This is a genomic window from Microbacterium sp. A20, from assembly GCF_004794515.1.
Taxonomy (GTDB): domain Bacteria; phylum Actinomycetota; class Actinomycetes; order Actinomycetales; family Microbacteriaceae; genus Microbacterium.
On record NZ_SSDF01000085.1, the window covers coordinates 14,539 to 36,654 of the forward strand.

Sequence of the window (22,116 nt, forward strand, 5' to 3'; positions counted from 1 at the left end):
ATGGTCCACATCCCCGGCGGCACGTTCCTGATGGGGTCCGACGACTTCTATCCCGATGAGCGGCCGGCGCACCAGCGCGAGGTCGCGGCGTTCTTTATCGATCGCTACCAGGTCACCAACGAGCAGTACGCCGAGTTCGTCGACGCGACCGGGTACGTCACGGTGGCCGAGCGCCCGCTCGATCCTGCGGCCTTCGCGGGTGCCGATCCCGCCGATCTCGTCCCGGGAGCGATGGTGTTCACCCCGACCGCAGGTCCCACGAACCTGGGTGACTGGCGCAACTGGTGGCGCTGGCAGCCGGGGGCGTTCTGGCGCCGTCCGTTCGGCCCCGACTCGTCGATCGACGATCGGCTGCAGCATCCGGTCGTCCACATCGCGTTCGAGGATGCCGTCGCCTACGCCGACTGGGTGGGGATGCGGCTGCCCACCGAGGCCGAACACGAGTACGCGGCGCGCGGGGGACTCGAGGGTGCGGCATTCGCCTGGGGTGATGAGGCCTACCCCGACGGGGTCGCGCAGGCGAACTCCTGGCTCGGTCGCTTCCCCTACGACAACCAGGGGGTGGGCGGCACGGCCCCCGTCGGCTCCTACCCGCCCAACGGCTACGGCCTCTACGACATGATCGCCAACGTCTGGGAGTGGACGACCGACTTCTACACCCCGCGTCACCTGCGGCTCTCGGACACCCCGGTCGATGCGGGCAAGCGGACGAACCTGCTCGCCGCGGCCAGCGCGCAGGACGGCTTCCCCGACATTCCCCGGCGCGTCCTCAAGGGCGGGTCGCACCTCTGCTCCCCGGACTACTGCCTGCGATTCCGGCCCGCCGCGCGCTCGCCGCAGGCCGAGGACACCGGGATGTCGCACATCGGATTCCGCCTCACCCGCTCCGAGTGACCCGCCCCTGGGCCCAGGCCCGGGGGAGTGCTTGGCTACGACCGAGGGCACCCGCCCGTCTCACCGGTTGAAGCAAGGAGTCACCCATGGCTGAGAAGCCCAACATCCTCATCATCTGGGGCGATGACATCGGCATCAGCAACCTCAGCACGTATTCCGACGGTCTCATGGGCTACCGGACGCCGAACATCGACCGGATCGCCGACGAGGGCGTGAAGTTCACCGACTACTACGGCGAGCAGAGCTGCACCGCGGGACGTGCGGCGTTCATCACCGGGCAGAACCCGTATCGCACGGGCTTGACGAAGGTGGGGATGCCGGGGGCCCCGCTGGGGCTACAGCCGGAGGACCCCACGATCGCGGATGCACTCAAGCACCACGGCTACGCGACCGGCCAGTTCGGAAAGAACCACCTCGGCGACCGCGACGAGCACCTGCCGACCGCCCACGGCTTCGACGAGTTCTTCGGCAACCTCTACCACCTCAACGCGGAGGAGGAGCCGGAGCACCCGGACTACCCGACCGACGAGGAGTACCCCGGGTTCAGCGAGAAGTTCCGTCCGCGCGGCGTGCTCCACACGTGGGCGAACGGCGACGGCACTCAGCGCATCGAAGACACCGGTCCGCTGACGAAGAAGCGCATGGAGACGGTCGACGAGGAGTTCCGCGACGCCGCCGCCGACTTCATCCGCACGCAGGCCGCCGACGACACCCCGTTCTTCGTCTGGTTCAACTCCACCCACATGCACTTCCGCACCCACACCAAGGAAGAGAGCAAGGGGCGCGCGGGGCGCTGGCAGTCGAACTACCACGACACGATGCTCGACCACGATGATGTGGTGGGGAGCCTCCTCGACCTGCTCGACGAGCTCGGGCTGGCCGAGAACACGATCGTCATGTACTCCACCGACAACGGCCCGCACATGAACAGCTGGCCGGATGCCGGTATGACCCCGTTCCGGAACGAGAAGAACTCGAACTGGGAGGGGGCGTATCGGGTGCCCGCGATGGTCCGCTGGCCCGGACACATTCCCGCGGGGACGACGCTGAACGGCATGGTGAGCCACAACGACTGGTTCGTCACACTGCTCGCGGCGGTCGGAGACGGTGACATTTCCGATCGCCTCAAGTCGGGCACCGAGCTGCACGGCACCGAGTACAGAGTGCACCTCGACGGGCACAACCAGCTCGACTACATCACGGGCGCCGTCGAGCACAGTCCGCGTCGACACTTCTTCTACGTCTCGGACGACGGCGACCTCACGGCGCTGCGCTTCGAGAACTGGAAGCTCGTGTTCCTCGAGCAGCGCGCGGTGGGAACCCTGCTGGTGTGGCAGGAGCCGTACATCGAGCTGCGCTTCCCGAAGCTGTTCAACCTGCGCACCGATCCGTACGAGCGCGCCGACATCACGTCGAACACCTATTGGGACTGGGTGCTCGACCACGTGTTCCTGTTCGTGCCCGCTCAGGCTTACGTCGCCAAGATGCTCGGCACGCTCGCCGAGTTCCCGGCTCGGCAGGAGTCGGCGTCCTTCACGATCAATCAGGTGATGAAGAAGCTGGTCTCGACCGTCGGCAGCTCCTGAGCACCGCACCGTTTTAGACAGAAGATCCGTCGAAACGGGGTATTTGTCCCGCCGCTATTGGCGGCTCGATGAAACTCAGGAGAGTCCGTACCGGGCCCGCACCCGATCCACGAGCTCATCCGAGTCGATGATGCCTGCCACGTACGAGTCGGCGTCAGCGCGCGTTTCGGGCGTGACCCCCAGGCCCTCGATCTCGGCGCTTCGGATCGTGTCTTCAACCCGTCGCGATCGGGTTCGAGCGGTCGTCATGGCCCTGCTCAGCCGCGCGGCGGCCCGGACGACTGCCGGATGATGAGCTCGTGTGCGGTCTCGATCGTCCGCGCCTCATCGCTCGCGGGGCGGAGGATGAGCGAGACGGCGTGCTGGCCCATCTCGAACATCGGGATGCGCGCGGTGGTGAGAGCGGGCGCCACGTCCGGGGCGACGGAGATGTCGTCGAAGCCGACGACCGACATCTCCTCCGGCACACGGATGCCGTGCTGTCGCAGTTCGCTGAGGATGCCGATGGCCATGGCGTCGTTGAGGCCGACGATGGCGGTGACGTCGCGGTCGAGCAGCTCGCGCGCCCCCGCGATGCCGCCCTCGCGGGTGAATTCGTGCGAGACGACGACGAGCTCCAGGTCCGGGTCGCTCGTTCCCTCTCGGAGACCCGCGATGCGGTCGGCGACGGTGTTGAGTTCGAGCGGGCCGGCGACGACGCCGATCCGGCGGTGCCCCAGCTCGGCCAGGTGACGTCCGACCGAGATGCCCGCCCGATGGTTGTCGGGGAGGACGGCATCGACGGGAAGGTGGTGGCGGCCGATGACCGCCGCGCGGCCTCCGGAGAGCGTGAAGTCGAGCAGCGCTTCGGTCATGCCCTGCTCGCGCCCGGGGTCGGCGTATCCGGAGCCGGCGATGATGATCGAGCCGACGCGCTGGCGCAGCAGCGACTTGACCTGCGCGAGCTCGCTGTCGGGAGTGCGGTCGGCCTGGGCGATCTGCACGGATCGGTGCTCGAGGGTCGCGCTGCGGATCACGCCGCTCGCGATGTCGGAGAAGTAGGGGTCGCCGATCTCGTGGACCACGAGTCCGATCGTCGGGACGAGCCCGCCGGCGAGCCCGCGCGCGTGCATGTTGGGTTCGTAGCCGAGCTGCTTGGCGATGACGCGCACGTGCGCTGCCACTTCCGGAGAGATGCCGGAGCCGCCGCTCATGGCCCGCGACGCGCTCGCCAGGGAGACCCCTGCGGTTTCGGCCACATCGATGAGTCGTGGCGCGCCTTCACGCTTCACGAAACCTCCCCCTGTGGAGCAAGATCAACGCTGATTGCGAGGTAGGTTGCTCTTCGTTCTTCGGTCCCACTATAGTGGCGGAAGCGCTTACGAAAGCGCTTTCGCTACGATGACGTAGGAGACTCGGATGACTGCACCCAGACACGGTCGACGGATCGCGGCAGCGATCGGAACGCTGTCGATCGCCGCGCTCACGGTTTCGGCCTGCTCGGCCCCCGGCGATGAGGCGGAAGGGGGTGGATCCGACGATCCGATCGTGATCGGCATCTCGCTGCCGCTCACCGGCGACTTCTCCGAACCCGGCAAGGGCGTCGAGCGGGGCTATGAGGCCTGGCGCGACATCGTCAACGAGAACGGCGGCCTCCTCGGACGCCAGGTCGAGTTGAAGATCCTCGACGACCAGTCGAACGCCGACCGCGTCGTCTCCGACTACGAGTCGCTGATCGCGCAGGACGGCGTCGACCTCGTGTTCGGCCCGTTCTCGACCCGCCTCGTCGTGCCCTCGGCTCGCGTCGCGCAGGAGTACGGCATGCTCTTCGTCGAGCCGGCCGGTGCGGCGGAAGAGGTCTTCGAGCAGGGCTTCGACAACCTCTTCTACGCGGCCCCCGCGATCGCGAACGACCACTACAACAACCTCGCGGAATACCTGCTCGCGCTTCCCGAAGAAGAGCGCCCCGAGACGGTCGCCGTCGCCGCGATGGACGACCCCTTCGCGCAGGGCACCGCCTACGGCCTCCGCGACAAGCTCGAAGAGGGCGGCGTCGAGGTCGTGGTGGACGAGGTCTACCCGCCGAACACCACCGACTTCTCCACCATCGCGGCCAAGATCGCGCAGTCGGATGCCGACATGGTGATCGGCGGCACGCAGTATCAGGACGCCGTCAACCTGATCATCGCGCTGCAGCAGCTGAACTATCAGCCCGAGCTCGCGGCGTTCTCGACCGCACCGACCAACCCGGAGTTCGCCGCTGCGATCGGCGGTGCGACCGAGGGCATCCTCGCCCCCACCGGTTACTCGCCGAAGTCGCAGTTCCCCAGCAACATCGAGTTCGTCGAGAAGTACACCGAGATGCACGGCAACCCGCCCTCGGAAGACGAGGCCAACGCGTACACGACCGGCCAGGTCGTCGCCGCGGCGGTCGAGGCCGCGGGCTGCGCCGAGCAGGGCGAGTGCCAGCAGGAGCTCATCGACTGGCTGCGCGAGAACGAGGTCGAGACCGTCGTCGGGCCGCTCAGCTGGGACGAGACGGGCAAGCCCACCGGCGCGCACCTCATCCAGCAGTGGATCGACGGCGAGATCCTGATCGTCCTCCCGGACGACGTCAAGGAAGCCGACTTCCTCTTCCCGAAGCCGACGTGGTGATCCGCACATCGTGAGTGGAGCACTGCTGCTGCAAAGCCTGATCCTCGGCATCCTGCTGGGAGGGCTCTACGCCCTCCTGGCGGCCGGGCTCACGCTGTACTTCGGAATCATGCGCGTCGTCATGATCGCGCACTCCGCCTTCCTGATCCTGGCCGCGTACCTCGCGTGGTGGTTCAACCGGGAGACCGGCATCGACCCCCTCGTGTCGCTCGTCGTCACGGTGCCCCTGTTCTTCCTGACGGGTGTCGTGATGCAGCGACTGCTCGTCTCGAGGCTCAAGCCGCTGACCCTGACCATGATGTCGGTGCTGCTCACGTTCGCCGTGGCGCTGATCATCGAGGGGGCGCTCGGGTTCTTCTTCACCGGCACCCAGCGCCGCATCCCCCTTCCGTATGCGAGTGCGAGCCTCGACTTCTTCGGCGCCCAGGTGCCGGTGGTCAAGCTCATCGCCTTCGGGCTGGCGGCCGTGGCCCTCGCGCTCCTGTTCGTGCTGCTGAAGTACACGAAGTTCGGGCAGGCGCTGCGGGCGACGATCCAGCACCCCGAGGCCGCGCGACTGGTCGGCATCAACACCGACCGCGTCGCCGGCTACGGGTTCGGTCTCGGACTCGCCACGGCGGCGATCGGCGGCACCGCGCTCTCGCTCGACGCCACGATCTACCCGTCGCTGCACTGGCACTGGATCGGACCGCTCATGGCGATCATCGTCGTCGGCGGGCTCGGCAGCATCCCGGGCGCCGCCATCGCGGCTCTCGTCCTCGGCGTCGCACAGAGCCTGCTCCAGCTCCCGCTGGGGCCGACCTGGGCGCAGACGGTGTTCTACGTCGCCCTGTTCGCCACGCTCATGTTCCGTCCGCAAGGATTCTTCGGAGGTCGTCTTGCCCAGCGTTTCTAGCAGAGAGCCGATCGCCACCGAGACGGTCGTGATCGCTCCCCCCGCCCCCGTGCGGCGCTCGTCGTCGAAGTGGGTGCGGATCGTCCTCCTCGTGGTGGGCGCAGCCCTCGTCCTCTCGTTCCCGACCATCGCCCCGAACCCGTACATCCTGTCGGCGGGCGTCGTCATCCTCAACTACGCCGTGCTGTCGACGGGGTGGAACTTCATGGGCGGGTTCACGGGATACATCTCGCTCGGGCACGCCGCCTACTTCGGACTCGGCGCCTACGGCACCGGCCTCCTCATCAAGTACCTGGCGCTGCCCGGCTTCGTCGCCTGGATCCTCGCGGCCGTGCTCGTCTCGATCATCGCGATCCCGATCGGCATCGCCGCCCTCCGGGTGCGCGGCGCCTCGTTCGTGATCGTGTCGATCGCCTTCGTGCTGATCATGCTGCTGGTGTTCCAGAGCTGGCGCGAGGTCACCGGCGGCTCCGAGGGGCTCAACGTCCCTCGTCCGTTCGACGTGCTGCGGCCCGAGCACCACCGCATCTTCTACTACCTGTTCGCGGGCCTCCTGGCCGTAGCTCTGGTGGTCTGGTGGATCATCGACCGGTCCAAGTTCGGCACCGCGCTCAAGTCGGTCCGCGAAGACGAAGACAAGGCGCAGGCCCTCGGCGTGCCCACCACGCGGTACAAGCTGATCGCCTACGTGCTGTCGGCGCTGTTCGTGTCGTTGGGCGGCGGACTCTACGCGCTGTGGTTCGGCGACCTGGATCCCATCTTCCAGTTCTCGATCCTCATCGGCTCCTACATGGTGCTGATGGCCCTGCTCGGGGGAGTGCGGAACCTTTTCGGCCCGCTGCTCGGAGCCGTTGTCGTCGGCATCGCGCTCGAGTACTTCAAGCTCGAGTTCGGCGACACGCAGTTCCACCTCATCGCCACCGGCATCCTGCTCGGCATCGTCGTGCTCTTCATGCCCGACGGCATCATCCCCGCCGTGAAGGGACTGTTCACGCGCTCCTCGAACGCCGCGTCGATCCGCGAGGTCACCGCCGGCGAGCTCCTGGAGCAGAACAAGGCCCGAACAGCGGATGCCTCGAAGAAGGAGACGTCGTCATGAACGCCCCCACGGCACAGCCCACGACGCTCGAGAGCCTGAGCACGGTCGAGATGACCAAGTCCTTCGGTGGCGTCACCGCCGTCGACGGTGCGACGGTCACGTTCCAGGAGGGCAAGGTCAACGGCCTGATCGGGCCCAACGGCTCGGGCAAGACCACCTTCTTCAACTGCGTCACCGGAATGATCAAGCCCGACTCGGGTGAGGTGCGGTACCGGGGGCAGGCGATCACCCGCAAGTCGCCCGACCGCATCGCCCGCGCCGGCATCGGCCGCAGCTTCCAGCTGTGCCGGGTCTTCCCGCGCATGACCGTGATGGAGAACCTGCTCGTGGCGGTGCGCAGCACGAGTATCCGCCAGCAGTTGCGCTCCGCGCACGATCCGGACGAGTTGGAGCGGGCGCGCGGCTGGCTGCGGCGCGTCGGCATCGACCACCTCGAGCACGCCGAGGCCCGCAACCTCAGCTACGGGCAGCAGAAGCTGCTGGAGCTGGCGGGCGTGCTCATGGGCGAGCCCGACACGATCATGCTCGACGAGCCCGCCGGTGGGGTGAACCCCGCCCTCATCGGACGCATCGCCACCCTGGTGCGCGAGCTCAACGAAGAGGGTAAGACGTTCATCATCGTCGAGCACAACATGGAAATGGTCATGAGCCTGTGCGACCACGTCGTGGTGTTCGACCGCGGACGCCAGATCGCCGAGGGAACGCCTGAGATCATCCAGCAAGACCCGCGAGTCCTGGAGGCCTACCTTGGAGTCTGAAGCGAAGAACCTGCTCGAGCTGCGCGACATCGAAGCCGGCTACGGCCGGGCGGCGCTCGTGCTCCGCGGCCTCACGGTCGAGGTGCCGCCCAGTTCGGTGGTCTGCCTCGTCGGGCCCAACGGCGCCGGCAAGTCGACCGTGCTCAAGGTGGCCAGCGGCATGCTCAAGCCCCGCTCCGGCAGCATCAGCGTCGACGGCCGAGACATCACCGGCGAGGGACCGCAGTCGATGCTGCGGCACGGGCTCGCGCACGTGCTGCAGGGGCACAGCGTGTTCCGCGAGATGACGGTCGGCGAGAACGTGATGCTCGGCGCCTTCACCCTCAAGGATCAGAAGGTCATCCAGGAGCGGGTCGAGTTCGTGCAGAACCTCTTCCCGATCGTGGGGGAGCGGTGGAAGCAGCTCGCCGGCCTGCTCTCGGGCGGTCAGCAGAAGCAGGTCGAGTTCGCTCGGTCGCTGATGGTGAGCCCGAAGGTCGTGCTCCTCGACGAACCGTCGATGGGCCTCGACCCCAAGACGACCGAGAAGGTCTTCGAGCAGATCGTGCGCATGCGAGACGCCGGCACCGCGGTGCTGCTGGTCGAGCAGAACGCCCGGCGAGCGCTCGAGACCGCCGACATCGGATGCGTGCTAGACCTCGGTCGGGTGCACATCTCGGGCCCGGCATCCGAGCTCCTTGCGGATCCGACCCTCGCCGCGCTGTATCTCGGCGGTAAGCCCGCCGTCCCCGACGCGGGATGAAACCCGGCGGGAGGAGGCGATCGATGCCTCCTCCCGCCTTTCTCGTCCATCCGGCGAAAGCGCTTGCGAAAGCGTTTACGCCCTGAGCCGCAGTACCGCTGAGCCTTCTCCGCTGCAGTGCCGCCCCGGAGAGGGGCACGACCATTGGCACGACACCACACGACGACGACGTTGAGAGGTTTCTGATGCACGAACGAATCATGCGACCCGCGAGCTCGAGCACCCGATCGGCCGCACCGCCTCCTCGATCCTTCGGCATACGACGAACGGGTGCGGTGGTCGCCGCGGCGGCCGTCGTCGGAGCACTGCTGACCGCGAGCCCCGCTGCCGCGGCGGAGCCGTTCACCGAGCTGGTCGACTTCGAGGCCTACGAGCGCGTCGCGTTGAACGGTCAGGACGGATGGACGTCATCGGCGGCTCCCCGTGTGATCGCCGATCCGCTCAACGGCAACAACCAGGTCGTCGAGTCCGTCGGCGGCACACAGCAGTCGTATCGCGCGATCCCGGCCATCGCCGAGGGCGCCACCGGCACGCTGTTCTTCCGCTTCCTGCGCACCGGCAGCGTCGACACCTCCTTCGGGATCACCGATGTGGATGCGCCGAACGACTACGTGAACAGCCGCGCCTACGTGAACAACCAGAACGACGACGTGCTCCGCGTGCGCGACGGCGGCGCGTTCAAGCCGGCGGGCGTGTGGTCGAAGGATGCCTGGCAGTGCGTGTGGATCGTCGCCGACAACGCGGCCGACAAGGTCACCGTGTACAGCCAGGGCGGCGCCTACGAGGAGCAGACCCGCCTCCCCGAGGGCACCGAGCAGCAGTTCGGCTTCCGCCAGGCGGTGAACGGCGCGCTCGACCGGTTCTTCTGGAAGAACGGCGCCACCAGCACGGGACGCCTGCTGCTCGACGACGTCGCCGTCGACAACACGGGCGAGAACCTCGCGATCGCGACGGGCAACCCCGGCGACTGCGCACCGGGCGGCACGGCGAACGAGCCGCTGCTGAACCCGCTGCCCGACCCCGCGCTGGCCGACCTCGGCATCGAGGTGACCGAGCTCGCGCAGCTGCCGAAGTCGCAGACCACCCCGGCCACGCAGGACCAGCGCCTCGTGCGCCACAACCGGATCACGCACCTCGACGAGGTGCCCGATGACTCCGGCCGGCTGATGGTGCCCGACAACAACGACATCCTCTATCTGGTCGACAAGGAGTCGGGCGAGTACGTCCCGTACCTCAACGTGCGGAACGAGTTCATCGACAACTTCCACAACAGCGCAGGGCTCGGGACGGGTCTCGGGTCCGCGGAGTTCCATCCCGACTTCGCCGAGAACGGGCTGTTCTACACCGTGCACACCGAGGGCGGCACGGCGCTGACCGAAGACGCCCCGGACTTCCCGGCCTTCGGCACCACTGCGTTCCACAGCGTGATCACCGAGTGGAAGGCCGATGACCCGTCGGCGGCGACCTTCGCCGGCAGCCACCGTGAGGTCATGCGCATCCCGTTCGCGGGCCGCGTGCACACCGTGCAGCAGATCGCGTTCAACCCGACGGTCCAGGAGGGCGACGCCGACTACGGCAACCTCTACATCCTGGTCGGAGACGGCGGCAACGGCGTCGGCAACGGCAACCCGCAGGACCTGTCCACTCCGCAGGGCAAGATCCTGCGCGTGAACCCCACGGGCGACGACAGCGAGAACGGCGAGTACGGCGTTCCGTCCGACAACCCGTTCGTCGATGACGCCGATGCGCTGCCGGAGATCTACGCCGTCGGCATGCGCGACCCGCACCGCATCAGTTGGGACACCGAGGGCGACCACACCATGTATCTCGCGCACATCGGCGAGTGGCAGGTCGAGTCGGTCTACGCCGTCGAGCCGGGAGACAACTTCGGCTGGTCGGTGCGCGAGGGCTCGTTCCTGGCCGAGAACCGGCAGATCTTCCCGCTGCCGAAGGACGATGCCGAGAACGGATTCACCTACCCGGTGGCCGCCTACGACCACAACCGCGACCCCGGCCAGACCGGTGATGCGGGAGTGGCCGTGAACGGTGGATTCGTCTACCGCGGCGACATCCCCGAGCTCCAGGGACGCTACCTCTTCACGGACCTGGTGCGCGGTTGGGTGCTGTCCACGGATGCCGAGGAGATGGTGCGCAACGACGGCGACATCGACGACCTCGCGACGATCGAGGAGCTGCGGGTCTTCGCCGACGGCGAGGAGACCACGTTCCAGGAGCTGGTCGGCGACAAGCGCGTCGACCTGCGGTTCGGCTCAGACGCCGACGGCGAGCTCTACCTCGTCTCCAAGGCGAACGGCAAGATCTGGAAGGTCACGGGGGCGCGTTCGGTCGATGAGCCGACCAACCCGTTCGTCCTTCCCGCACTCGCCCCGAACCTGGTCACGCACCACGACTTCGACCACCCGGATGCGGCGAAGCCGACGGTCGAGGTCGATCAGGGACGCTCCGGCACCGACATCTCGCTCATCAACGGCGGGGTCGAGATGCGGGTCGCCGACCGGGCGTACCCGGGTGCGGGCGAGGCGCTGCAGACGCAGCAGATGAGTCCGCGGACCGCGTCGAACGACGACTGGAAGGCGGGCATCTACGACGCGAACGGCGTCGATTCGCTCGACGCGTTCGCCGGCACGGACAAGGCCTCCGTCATGGGATGGTTCAAGCCGACCGGCGATCACCCGGCCCTGAACTCGGGCACCGCGAATCCTGACGACGTGTACAACGCGATCGGACTCGCGGGCGTGCTCACCGGTACTTCCGACGGTCACGCGGTGCGGGCGCTGCTCGAGGTCATCACGGTCGACGGCGAGCTCAAGCTCGTCGCTCTCGGGCGTCGCGTCGACGGTGCAGGCTCCTGGACGTTCGCGGCCGACCTGCCGTGGGACGAGATCCTCAAGAAGGGGCAGTGGGTTCACCTCGCCGCGACCTTCGACTTCGCGGCGGGCGAGATGAAGCTGTTCATGAACGGTGAAGAGCTCGCGGGGAAGTACACCGCTTCCAACCCGTGGGGTGGCGGATCCACGTCCGACACCGCACCGGCCGGCATCAAGATCGGCGGCAGCTTCCCGCAGAACACGCGTGAGGCCAACCCGTTCAACGGACGGATGGACGACATCATGCTGCTCGACACGGTTCCGACCGCCGAGCAGGTCGCCGCGCAGTACGCGCTGTACGCTGTGCCGCCGGTCGAACCGCCGACGCCGCCCACCTGCACGCCGGACGGCGAGGTCATCACGGATGTGATGGCGGAGGGCGACTGGGCCCCGCGGACCCCCGCCAAGTGGGACTTCCCCGGTGACGAGGTCGTGCTCACCGAGGCCGGCACCAACCCGAACGACGGGATCCGCCGGCCGTTCGAGTACGCCGTGCTGACCGAGGGGCCGGAGCTGGGATCGTTCGACCTCACCGGCGAGGTGCGTCTCGACGAGAAGGCCTCCGTGAACAACCGCGACGTCATCATCGTCTTCGGCTGGAAGTCGGACACGGAGTACTACTACGCACACCTCTCGCAGGACAACTCGATCTACCCGCACAACGGCATCTTCAAAGTGAACAAGGCCGACCGCGAGCGGATCGACGACCAGTGGGACGGCGCGGTCGGTGCTCCTCCGGCGGTCACCGACGAGGAGTGGCACGACGTGCGCGTGGTCCGCTGCGTCGACAGCGGCGACATCGCCGTCTACGTCGACGGGCTCGACACCCCGCTGATGACCGCGAACGACAAGACGTTCCCCGAGGGTCGGGTGGGCTTCGGCTCGTTCGACAACTTCGGGCGTCTCCGCGACCTCTCGGTCACGGCGGCAGCGACGGACACCACGGCTCCCGTGGCGACCGTCAAGAGCGGCGCGGAGTTCACGGTGGGTCGTGACGGCGTCTACAGCAAGGTGTCGTTCAAGCTCCACGACGAGGGGAAGATCGATCGGCTGACCCTCAACGGCGTCGAGAAGGATCTGACCGACAACGTCTGGTCCGACCTGAATCACGTGAAGCCGGGAGTGTTCGGTGCCGTCGCCGGGGCGAACACGCTGGTCGTGTACGACGTGGCGGGCAACGCCACCACCGTGAAGTTCACCCTCGATGTCACGGCCCCCGCCGTGACGGTCAAGGAGGGCGGCCAGTACACCGTGGGCGCGAACGGCTCCTACAGCCTGGTGTCGTACAAGCTCAACGACGGCGGCAAGGTGGACCGGCTGACGGTCAACGGAGTGGCGAAGGATCTGACGGACAACGTCTGGTCCGACCTCAACTTCGTGAAGCCGGGGGCCTTCGGTGCCAAGGCCGGCGCGAACACGCTGGTCGTGTACGACGTGGCGGGCAACGCCACGACCGTGCCGTTCACGCTGGTCGGCGCCGGCGGGTAGCAGCGGGCGAAGTCAGAGCGGCCCCCGGGACGGAATCCGTTCCGGGGGCCGCTCTGTGCTTCCGCGTCAGACGACGGCCGAGCTCGCGCGCGCGAAGAGTGTGGGTGTCATCGTGATCGTACGGTGCGTGTGACCCACGGGATCCGCGATCTCCTCATAGAGCACCTGGGCGGCGGTGCGCCCCATCTCGAGTCCCGGCTGACCCACGCTGGTGATCGGGATCGAGCTGTCCTGCGCGAAGTGGTTGTTGTCGTAGCCGACCACGGCGATGTCGGACGGCACGTGCATGCCGGCCAGCTGCATGGTCTGGATCGCCCCCGCGGCCAGGGCGTCGGCGGCGGCGAAGAGCCCTTCGGGACGCTCGCCGATGGGGCGGGAGCTGAGCATCTCGCCGAGCGCGTAGCCGCCGCGGACCGTGATGCTGCGGGTCTCGATCGTCTCGAGCCGGGCATCGGCGACCTCGGCGACCGCCCGCTGCGCCCCGATGTGGCGCTGTGCGATCGCGGAGAGTGAGAACGGGCCGCCGGCGAACGCCAGACGGCGTAGACCCTGGTCGAGCAGGTGACGGGTGGCGAGGTAGCCGCCGAGCTCCTCGTCGACGACCACACCGCAGGCGTCGTCGTCTCCCGGCCAGTTCACGTGCACGACGGGCATGCCCCGGTGGCGCGCGGCACGAGCGGCATCGAGAGGTGCGTCGAGCGGGGCGAGGAGGATGCCCGCCACCTTCGCCTCCTCGAACACGCTGATGTAGGAGTCCTGCTTCGCGAGGTTCACGTCGCTGTTGGCGAGGAGGAGGCGGATGTTGTGCGTATCGAGTTCCTCCTCGACGCCGCGAGCCATGTCGACGAAGAACGAGTTGCCGACATCCACGACCACGAATCCGACGGTGTCCGCGCGCCCGGTGACGAGGGAGCGGGCGGCGTTGTTGCGCACGAAGCCGAGTTCGTCGATGGCGCTCAGCACCCGCTCGCGTGTCTCCTTCGCGACGATCTGCGGATTGTTCAGGACGTTCGACACGGTGCCGAGCGCCACGCCCGCATGCCGGGCGACGTCGGCCATCACCGGGCGGGGCCGGCCCGCATCGGAGGAGGTGGTCATGTGGTCGTCGTCCGTTCGTCGCGAAAAAGCCATTTGCTTCTTGGAGCGCTTCAAGCGTACTATCTGAAGCGCTTCAAGTGTGTGATCAACGCGGCTCGCCCGTTTCAAGGAGGAATCATGAAGCTGACCACAGCACGGCTCTGGAGACGCGGTGCGATCACCGCCATCGCCGGAGCATCTGCCCTCGCACTCACCGCCTGCGGTGGCGGCGGGGGATCGACGGCGGGCACGGACTCGCTGTCCCTGTTCGTGAACGTCGAGAACACCGAAGTCCCCGCCATCCTGGAGACGCTCGCCGGTGATGCCTGCTCCGCCGAGGCCGACACCCTTCCGCTCGACGTCGAGACGGTCCCGCAGTCGAACCTCGACCAGCAGCTGCAGCTCAAGGCCGGCCAGGGCGACCTGCCGGTGCTCTTCAGTGCCGGCAACGCCCCTGCACTGACCAAGACCCTCGCCGATTCGGGCAACGTCGCCGACTTCGAGGAGATCCTCACCGACCTCGACGTGATCGACAACATCGAGCCGGCGGCGATCTCGACCATCGAGAACCTCTACGGCGGCTTCCGCGTGCTGCCCTTCGAATACAACGTCGAGGGCATCTGGTACAACAAAGCGATCTTCGCCGATCAGGGCATCGACGAGCCGCAGACGTTCGACGAGCTGGTCGCCGCCGCCGCGAAGCTCGAGGCGGCCGGCATCCAGCCGTTCTCCGCGAGCGGCGAGCAGGGCTGGCCGATCACCCGCCTGATCTCCGGCTACCTCTTCCGCGACCTCGGACCGGACGCGCTTCAGAAGGTCGCCGACGGCGAGGCGAAGCTCACCGATCCCGAGTACGTGGCCGCCGCGCAGGCGATCGCCGACCTCGGCGCCGAGGGCTACTTCGGCCAGGGCGTGGGCTCCATCGACATGGCGACCAGCGAGAACCAGTTCCTCAACGGCTCGGCCGCGATGTTCTACATGGGCTCGTGGTTCCTGAGCCAGGCGAACGACCCCGAGGTCAACCAGATCGGCGCGGAGAACATCGGCTTCATGCCGTTCCCCGGCGTCGAAGGCGGTGCGGGCGACCGTTCGCAGCTCGCCGCCAACGTGGGTCTGCCCATCACGATGAACGCCAAGGCCGTGAACGACGACACCGAGGCATGGCTGTCCTGCATCACCGAGAACTACGGCTCCGTGGCTCTCGAGCAGGAGAACCGGGTATCCGGCTTCGCGCTCAACACCGAGGTCACCGACGTGCCGCCGCTCACGCAGCTCATCCAGGAGCAGGTCGCCGGCACCGAGACCACCGTCCTCTGGTTCGAGGCGCTGTTCTCTGCCGAGGCCACGACCACGAGCCAGCGCAACGCCGCACCGCTGATCACCGGCAGTGTCTCCGCCGAGGAGTTCATGTCGATGATCCAGGCGGACCTCGACTAGCGAGAAAACGAGAGGGGCGGCGTCCTCGTACGCCGCCCCTCATCCTTCAGGAGAACGTATGCAGAACGTGTTGGGCGACCGCAAGGCGATCGCCATCCTTCTCGGCCCCGCCTTGCTCATCTACTCGGTGGTGATGCTCATCCCCGTGTTCTGGTCGCTGGGCTACACGCTGTTCGAGGGCAACGCCATCGTCGGCTTCGAGTTCGTCGGCCTCGACAACTTCGTCCGGCTGATCGGCGACTCCGAGGTGCACGCCGCGCTGCTGTTCACCCTGAAGTACGCCGCCGTCGTGACCATCGGACAGGTCCTGCTCGGGTACCTGCTCTCGCTGCTCTACGTCTTCGCGCTCAAGCGCGCATCCGGCCTCGTCCGGACCCTGGTCTTCTTCCCCGTCGTGATGCCGACGGTCGCCGTCGCGCTGCTCTTCCAGCAGCTGTTCTCGATCGCGCCGACCGAGGGCGTGGTCAACTCGATCCTGTCGGGCCTGGGCGGTGTGCCGGTGGACTGGTTCGGTGACGGCGCGAGTGCGTTCATCGTCATCGCGATCATGGACATCTGGCGCTCCATGGGCTTCTACGGTGTGCTGCTCTACGCCGGGCTGATCGACATCCCCGAGGATGTGCTGGAATCAGCCCGCCTTGACGGCGCCAGCGGATGGAAGCTCGTCCGCCACGTGGTGCTGCCGCTCTCCGCCCCGGTGCTGATCTCGTCGTTGATCTTCTCGATCAACGGAACCCTGAAGGTCTTCGACAGTGTGCTCGCGCTGACCAACGGCGGCCCTGGCACCTCGACCAGTCCCCTCACGATCTCGATGTTCGACAACGCGTTCACCTACGGCAACTACGGCTACGGCTCGACCATCGCGATGCTGCTCACCATCATCTGCCTCGTCGTGACCGTGTTCATCTTCCGTGCCAATGCCGGCTCGGCGAAGAAGGGAGGCGTGGCATGAGCGCGTCGACACCCGTATCCCGCCGCGCGACCAGGATGCTCCGTCGCGCACCCATCTGGCTGCTCGTCGCCGTGCTCCTGGTCATCGTCGGCTACCCGCTGATCTGGCTGCTGCTGGGCTCGTTCAAGAGCCAGCGGGAGTTCCTGGAGGCACCCACCTGGGCGCTTCCGGAGCAGTGGAACTTCGACAACTACATCGTCGCCTGGGACACGGCCGGTCTCGGCCAGTCCCTCTTCAACAGCGCCATCACGGTGCTGCCGTCGCTCTTCCTCATGCTGCTCCTGGGCACCGCGGCGGCGTTCGCACTCGAGGTGCTCGTCTGGAAGGGACGCAGCGGGGTGCTCATCATCTTCCTCGCCGGCATCATGGTGCCGACGCAGATGATCCTGCTCCCGCTGTTCAGCACCTACTTCCAGCTCGGGCTCACCGGCTCGCTCTGGCCGCTGATCATCACCTACACGGCCACGGGTCTGCCGCTGACCGTCTTCCTGATGGCGACATACTTCCGTGCGATCCCGCGTGAGGTGTTCGAGGCGGCGACGCTCGACGGCGCCAGCATCTACCGGCAGTTCTTCTCCATCGCGCTGCCGATGATGAAGAACGGACTGTTCACGGTCGGCCTCGTGCAGTTCTTCTTCTTCTGGAACGACCTGCTCATCGCGCTGACCTTCGCCAACTCCGGCAACCTGCGCACCCTGCAGGTCGGACTGCTCAACTTCAACGGCCAGTTCGGCACGACCCAATACGGTCCGCTGTTCGCCGCCATCAGCATCAACGTGTTCGCGCTCCTGATCATCTACCTGGTGCTCAACCAGCGCATCCAGAAGGGCCTCACGGCCGGAGCGGTCAAGGGATGAGCGCGCCCACCACTGAAAGGACGTTCGTGAAGGTCTCCGCTCCCCGGTTCGAGCACATCGACGACACGCTCGGGCTGGGGGCCCGCACGCCGCGGCTCTCCTGGAAGACCGAGGCCCCGGAGGGCTGGACCCAGCACGGGTGGCAGCTCGAGTGCGAGCGCGCGGGTGGCACGGTCGTCGCATCCGGCACGAACGCCGATCAGGTGCTCGTCGACTGGCCGTTCGAACCGCTCTCCTCCCGCGAGCAGGTGCGGGTGCGCGTGCGCGTCCGCGGCGAGGATGAGCGCTGGTCGTCCTGGAGCGAGCAGACGACCGCCGAGGCGGGACTGCTGGATGCCGCGGACTGGGTCGCCGCACCGGTCGGCGCGTCGTGGCCCGAGACTCCCGACACCGAACGCCGTCCCGCACTCGTGCGGCGGACCTTCCGTCTCGATCGTCCGGTCGCGAGCGCACGCCTGTACGTCACGGCGCACGGGCTCTACGAGGCGGAGATCAACGGTGCGCGCATCGGCGACCACGAGTTCTCGCCGGGGTGGACGAAGTACGACGAGCGTCTCGTGTACTGGACCTTCGATGTCACCGACCAGCTCGTCGAGGGTGAGAACACCGTCGGCGCCTGGCTGGGCGACGGCTGGTATCGCGGACGGCTCGGCTTCAACGGCGGCTACCGCGACCTGTACGGCACCGACCAGGCCCTCATCGCTCAGCTCGAGGTCACGCACGACGACGGGACGAAGACGGTCATCGCGACGGATGAGAGCTGGTCGACCGCCCCGAGCCCGATCCTGGTGTCCGGCCTGTACGACGGCGAGAAGCACGATGCCCGCGAGGAGCAGCTCGGATGGTCGCGCCCCGGAGGCGCCGGCGACGGGTGGAGCCCCGTGCGCGTCGGCCATCGCGATCCGGCGACGCTGGTCGCCCCGACGCTGCCGCCGGTGCGCTGCACCGAGGAACTCGCCCCCGTCACCGTCACCCGGGTCGACGAGACGACCCACCTCCTCGACTTCGGTCAGAACCTCGTCGGGCGGCTTCGCGTGCGGGTGCACGGGCCGGCGGGGCATGTGATCGCCCTGCGCCACGCCGAGGTGCTGGAGCACGGAGAGCTCGGCATCCGACCGCTGCGCCTGGCCGACGCCCACGACCTCATCACGCTCGACGGCGGGGAGCCGCGGTTCTGGGAGCCCAAATTCACCTTCCACGGCTTCCGCTACGCGACGGTCACCGGCCTCGAGGAGATCGGGGAGGGGGACGTGGTCGCGCGCGTCATCCACAGCGACATGCGCCGCACCGGATGGCTGGAGACGTCGAACCCCGACCTGAACCGCCTGCACGAGAACGTCCGCTGGGGCATGCGCGGCAACTTCCTCAGCATCCCCACCGACTGCCCGCAGCGCGACGAGCGCCTCGGCTGGACCGGCGATGTGCAGGTCTTCGCGCCCACGGCATCCTTCCTCTACGACTCGGCCGGCTTCCTCGAGAACTGGCTCACCGACGTGGCTCTCGAACAGCTCCCCGACGGCACCATCCCGTGGTTCGTGCCGGTCATCCCCGGCGGTCCCACCTGGAACCCGATCCGGACCGGGGCCGTGTGGGGAGACGTCTCGGTGCTGACGCCCTGGACGCTCCACGAGCGGTTCGGTGACCGCGAGGTGCTGCGCCGCCAGTACGACAGCGGCCGCAAGTGGGTCGAGCGCATGATCACGCAGTCCGGATCCGCGCGTCTCTGGCGTGACGGTCACCAGCTGGGTGACTGGCTCGACCCGGCGGCACCGCCGCACGATCCGGCCGATGCGCGTACCGACAGGTATCTGGTCGCCTCTGCGTACTTCGCCTTCTCGACGCGACGGCTGGCCGACACTGCCAGGCTCCTCGGCCTCGCGGCCGATGCCGACCGGTACGCCCGGATCGCCGAGGAGGCGCGCGATGCCTTCCGCGCGGAATACGTGCGACCGGACGGCACACTCACCTCCGACGCGCAGACCGCGTACGCGCTCGCCATCCGCTTCGGACTCCTGAGTGCGACCGAGGAGGCGGCCGCGGGCCGGCGTCTCGCCGCGCTCGTCCGCGAGGCCGGGAACCGCATCGCCACGGGGTTCGCGGGGACTCCGGTCATCAGCGACGCGCTGTCTCAGACCGGACACGTCGACACGGCCTACGACCTGATCCTCGAGACCGAATGCCCGTCGTGGCTCTACACGGTGCGCATGGGCGGGACGACCATCTGGGAGCGCTGGGATTCCATGCTGCCCGACGGATCGATCAACCCCGGCGAGATGACCAGCTTCAACCACTTCGCTCTCGGGAGCGTGGCGGACTGGATGCACCGGGTCATCGGCGGACTCTCGCCGGCGGCCCCCGGGTATCGGAGGATCGAGTGGGCGCCCGAGCCCGGCGGCGGACTGGACCACGCACGCGTTGCGTTCGAGTCGCCGTACGGTCTGATCGAGGGATCCTGGCGGCGATCGGCCGAGGGGATCCGGTACGAGCTCTCCGTTCCGACCGGCGTCGAGGGCACGATCCGCATCGCCGGCCTCGACGAGCAGCGCATCGAGTCGGGTGGGCGGTTCGAGGCGTTCGTCTCGTCGTCGGAGGCCGTCGCCGCATGATCCGCTGAAGCGGGGCCGGTGCGATCACCAGCCCCACTTCAGCATGCCCGGATACCCTCGGGGCATGCGCCGAATCCTCGTCCTCCCGCTCGTGCTCGCCGCCGGCCTCATCCTCGCGGGCTGCTCGCAGGTGACCCAGATGGCGGGCGATGCGCTCGGCGTCGACGTGCAGGCGGCCTGCACCACGATCGACGACGCCTACGGGCAGTACCAGACGCTGCTCGACCAGGGAGAGCTCTCGGCCGAGCAGGCGGATGCCGCGCGCGACGACCTGGTCGCCTCCCTCAACGGACTGGCGGAGAACACCGACGGTCAGCTGGGCGACCTCATCCGCTCGGGTGCGGAGAAGATCGGCGGGATGACCGACCTGCAGGCGCCCGAGACCGTCGAGGCGATCGAGCAGCTCAAGGACTCCGCCTCCGCGTTCTGCGGCTGATCCGCGAGGCTGCTCGCCGTTCGCGGCGGTGTCAAGGGGCGTGCGACCGCACACGCACCGACGTACAGTCGGAACGACACGGACGCCCTCCTGCACACGCGGAGCCTGCGGCGTCCGCCGACGGGAAGGAACGCACATGAGCGGCGGCAACGACGACATCAGCACCGACCGGAACGACATCAGCACCGAACCCGGGCCCGGGACCGAGGGGAACGACAACCTCGGCACCGAAGACGGCAAGGGGAACCCGCCGACGGTGGTGCCGAGCGACGGCGGCGACACGGACGAGGGCGACGTCCTCGCGGAGGACCCGGAAGACGCCTAGCCGCGTTCCTGGCCGACGCCTCAGCTGAGGCGCTCGGTCAGGTGGACGGTGACCTCGTCGCCGTCCGTCCGACTGATCCTCTTGCGGATCGCAGCAGTGACGGGCAGCTTGTGCGTGCCGTCGCCGAGGGCCATGAATGCCCCGCGGAACGGTTCGCCGTCGACGGTCCCCGCGACCTTGACGAGTCCGCGGGTCCCGAAGATGGTCGCCGAGTCGGGGAGTTGGACGCACGTCCAGGTGTCGCCTTCGCGCACCTTTCCGAGGACCGCGGTGAAGGTGATGTCGAGTGGCGTGCTCATGGCTTTCTCCTGTTCCGCGAATTCAGACGAAGAGGCCGACGATGGCCCCGATGATGGTGAGCTTGATCACCCAGTCGAGCAGGTGCACGGCTGCCACGGAAGGTGCGGTGTTCTCGTGCACGACGCCGCCCAGGAGCAGGATCAGCGGCAGCACCGAGAGCGCGAGGCCGAGCAGTGCGCCGGCGGCGGCGCCGTGCCAGCCGGCCGCGGCCATCAGCCCGGCGACGAGGCCGGACGCGAGAAGGCTGCGCATCACGACTGAACCCATCTGCGCGGCGACCGATAGGCCGGGCCGCGGGGTGCTCGTGCGAGTGACCAGGGCCGAGACCGGCGGCAGTGCGTAGAGCAGCGCGCTGGCGATGAACGAGACGACGGTGGCGATGGCGATGCCCCAGACGATCATGGCGACCCCTTCTTTAGTACTGGGTAGTACTTCTGGTGTTCAGCGTAGATCGCGGTTTTAGGACTGTCAAGTACTAAACTCGGATCATGAGCACCGACCTCCCGACCCGCGGGCGTCCATCCGGCCTCACCGGCGCCGATCTCATCGCCGTCGCGCGTGATGTCTTCCTGCAGCACGGCTACCGCGGTGCGTCGATGGACGAGGTCGCCAAGCGTGCCCGCATCTCGAAGGCATCGCTGTACCGAGAGCACGCCTCGAAGAGCGCGCTGTACGCCGCCGTCGTGCACCACTGGACGCTGGCCGGTCGCGATGCGATGCGCCCCGCCCTCGATCGGCTGCGCGCGAGCGAAGACACCCGCGCGGGTCTCGTCGAACTGGCCGAGACCATGCGGGCGGGCATCCTGAGTCCCCCGGTGGTGGCGATGCGCCGGCTCGTCACGGCCGAGGCGCCCGAGCAGGTGGAGGTGGCGGCCACCTACCTGGAGGAGAGCTGGAACACGAACATCCAGAACCTCGCCGATACGCTGAGCGCGCTCGCGGCCGAGGGGCGGCTCCGCCTCGACGATCCGCGAACCGCCGCTGAGCAGTTCACCTGGCTGGTGGTCGGTGCGCCGCTCAACGCCCGCATGCTCGGGGATGAAACGAAGACCGGTCGCGTGGACGGCGCCGTCGACCTCTTCCTCGCCGGCTATGGTTCGGACGGCGGCGGGGATGAGCGTGCCGTACAGCCGTGATGAGGA

At 67.9% G+C, this 22,116-nt stretch carries 20 protein-coding genes; 15 read left to right on the top strand and 5 right to left on the bottom strand.

Annotated features, from left to right (window positions below; translation table 11 throughout):
• Both DW298_RS14075 and DW298_RS14080 read left to right on the top strand, forming a co-directional pair.
• Window positions 1-894: a formylglycine-generating enzyme family protein gene (locus DW298_RS14075; protein ID WP_136043194.1), complete on the top strand. Its 894-nt coding sequence runs from the start codon at window positions 1-3 to the stop codon at window positions 892-894.
• An 86-nt stretch (window positions 895-980) separates the two neighbouring features.
• Window positions 981-2,480 carry an arylsulfatase gene (locus DW298_RS14080; RefSeq protein WP_136043097.1) on the top strand — a complete coding sequence of 500 codons (1,500 nt, stop codon included), beginning with the start codon at window positions 981-983 and terminating at the stop codon, window positions 2,478-2,480.
• A gap of 75 nt (window positions 2,481-2,555) precedes the next feature.
• Here DW298_RS14080 and DW298_RS19385 read toward each other — a convergent pair whose 3' ends face one another.
• Complete coding sequence (locus DW298_RS19385) at window positions 2,556-2,729, bottom strand: antitoxin VbhA family protein (RefSeq protein ID WP_168429572.1); 174 nt, start codon at window positions 2,727-2,729, stop codon at window positions 2,556-2,558.
• Window positions 2,730-2,737: 8 nt separating this feature from the next.
• The gene (locus DW298_RS14085) at window positions 2,738-3,751 is read right to left on the bottom strand and encodes a LacI family DNA-binding transcriptional regulator (protein WP_136043098.1); all 1,014 of its coding nucleotides are present in this window, start codon (window positions 3,749-3,751) and stop codon (window positions 2,738-2,740) included.
• 127 nt (window positions 3,752-3,878) lie between these two features.
• Here DW298_RS14085 and DW298_RS14090 point away from each other — a divergent pair, with 127 nt between their 5' ends.
• The 6 genes from DW298_RS14090 to DW298_RS14115 all read left to right on the top strand — a co-directional run bounded on the left by DW298_RS14090 (window position 3,879) and on the right by DW298_RS14115 (window position 12,984).
• The gene (locus tag DW298_RS14090; RefSeq protein ID WP_205820379.1) at window positions 3,879-5,114 is read left to right on the top strand and encodes an amino acid ABC transporter substrate-binding protein; all 1,236 of its coding nucleotides are present in this window, start codon (window positions 3,879-3,881) and stop codon (window positions 5,112-5,114) included.
• A 10-nt stretch (window positions 5,115-5,124) separates the two neighbouring features.
• Window positions 5,125-6,009 (top strand): branched-chain amino acid ABC transporter permease, encoded by an 885-nt coding sequence (locus DW298_RS14095; RefSeq protein ID WP_029262173.1) that lies wholly within the window; start codon window positions 5,125-5,127, stop codon window positions 6,007-6,009.
• On the top strand, window positions 5,993-7,108 hold the full coding sequence (locus DW298_RS14100) for a branched-chain amino acid ABC transporter permease (RefSeq protein WP_240745137.1): 1,116 nt from the start codon (window positions 5,993-5,995) through the stop codon (window positions 7,106-7,108). Before DW298_RS14095 ends, DW298_RS14100 begins: the two co-directional genes overlap by 17 nt.
• Window positions 7,105-7,866 carry an ABC transporter ATP-binding protein gene (locus DW298_RS14105; protein WP_136043099.1) on the top strand — a complete coding sequence of 254 codons (762 nt, stop codon included), beginning with the start codon at window positions 7,105-7,107 and terminating at the stop codon, window positions 7,864-7,866. The genes DW298_RS14100 and DW298_RS14105 overlap by 4 nt, the downstream gene beginning before the upstream one ends.
• A complete protein-coding gene (locus tag DW298_RS14110) occupies window positions 7,856-8,608 on the top strand; it encodes an ABC transporter ATP-binding protein (RefSeq protein WP_136043100.1) in 753 nt (250 codons plus the stop codon). Before DW298_RS14105 ends, DW298_RS14110 begins: the two co-directional genes overlap by 11 nt.
• A gap of 185 nt (window positions 8,609-8,793) precedes the next feature.
• Complete coding sequence (locus tag DW298_RS14115; protein WP_240745138.1) at window positions 8,794-12,984, top strand: PQQ-dependent sugar dehydrogenase; 4,191 nt, start codon at window positions 8,794-8,796, stop codon at window positions 12,982-12,984.
• 66 nt (window positions 12,985-13,050) lie between these two features.
• Here the strand turns inward: DW298_RS14115 and DW298_RS14120 are convergent, their stop codons facing one another.
• Window positions 13,051-14,082, bottom strand: coding sequence for a LacI family DNA-binding transcriptional regulator (locus tag DW298_RS14120; protein WP_136043101.1), 1,032 nt, complete (start codon window positions 14,080-14,082; stop codon window positions 13,051-13,053).
• Window positions 14,083-14,199: 117 nt separating this feature from the next.
• Between DW298_RS14120 and DW298_RS14125 the strand changes: the two genes are divergently transcribed.
• From DW298_RS14125 to DW298_RS14150, 6 genes are all read left to right on the top strand, one after another.
• Entirely contained in the window at window positions 14,200-15,498 is a 1,299-nt protein-coding gene (locus tag DW298_RS14125; protein ID WP_136043102.1) for an extracellular solute-binding protein, read from the top strand.
• Window positions 15,499-15,556: 58 nt separating this feature from the next.
• A complete protein-coding gene (locus DW298_RS14130; RefSeq protein ID WP_136043103.1) occupies window positions 15,557-16,450 on the top strand; it encodes a sugar ABC transporter permease in 894 nt (297 codons plus the stop codon).
• Entirely contained in the window at window positions 16,447-17,307 is an 861-nt protein-coding gene (locus tag DW298_RS14135) for a carbohydrate ABC transporter permease (protein ID WP_136043104.1), read from the top strand. Before DW298_RS14130 ends, DW298_RS14135 begins: the two co-directional genes overlap by 4 nt.
• 26 nt (window positions 17,308-17,333) lie before the next feature.
• Window positions 17,334-19,913 (top strand): alpha-L-rhamnosidase, encoded by a 2,580-nt coding sequence (locus tag DW298_RS14140; RefSeq protein ID WP_136043198.1) that lies wholly within the window; start codon window positions 17,334-17,336, stop codon window positions 19,911-19,913.
• 64 nt (window positions 19,914-19,977) lie between these two features.
• On the top strand, window positions 19,978-20,349 hold the full coding sequence (locus tag DW298_RS14145) for a hypothetical protein (protein ID WP_136043105.1): 372 nt from the start codon (window positions 19,978-19,980) through the stop codon (window positions 20,347-20,349).
• A 136-nt stretch (window positions 20,350-20,485) separates the two neighbouring features.
• Window positions 20,486-20,674 (top strand): hypothetical protein, encoded by a 189-nt coding sequence (locus DW298_RS14150; protein WP_136043106.1) that lies wholly within the window; start codon window positions 20,486-20,488, stop codon window positions 20,672-20,674.
• A gap of 20 nt (window positions 20,675-20,694) precedes the next feature.
• On the opposite strand, the gene DW298_RS14155 is transcribed toward DW298_RS14150, so the two are convergent.
• Together DW298_RS14155 and DW298_RS14160 are read right to left on the bottom strand one after the other, a co-directional pair.
• Window positions 20,695-20,973: a DUF1905 domain-containing protein gene (locus DW298_RS14155; protein WP_136043107.1), complete on the bottom strand. Its 279-nt coding sequence runs from the start codon at window positions 20,971-20,973 to the stop codon at window positions 20,695-20,697.
• Between the two features lie 22 nt (window positions 20,974-20,995).
• Entirely contained in the window at window positions 20,996-21,376 is a 381-nt protein-coding gene (locus tag DW298_RS14160; protein WP_136043108.1) for a DUF1761 family protein, read from the bottom strand.
• 86 nt (window positions 21,377-21,462) lie between these two features.
• Between DW298_RS14160 and DW298_RS14165 the strand changes: the two genes are divergently transcribed.
• Window positions 21,463-22,110 (top strand): TetR/AcrR family transcriptional regulator, encoded by a 648-nt coding sequence (locus DW298_RS14165; RefSeq protein WP_136043109.1) that lies wholly within the window; start codon window positions 21,463-21,465, stop codon window positions 22,108-22,110.
• The last annotated feature ends 6 nt before the right edge of the window (window positions 22,111-22,116 follow it).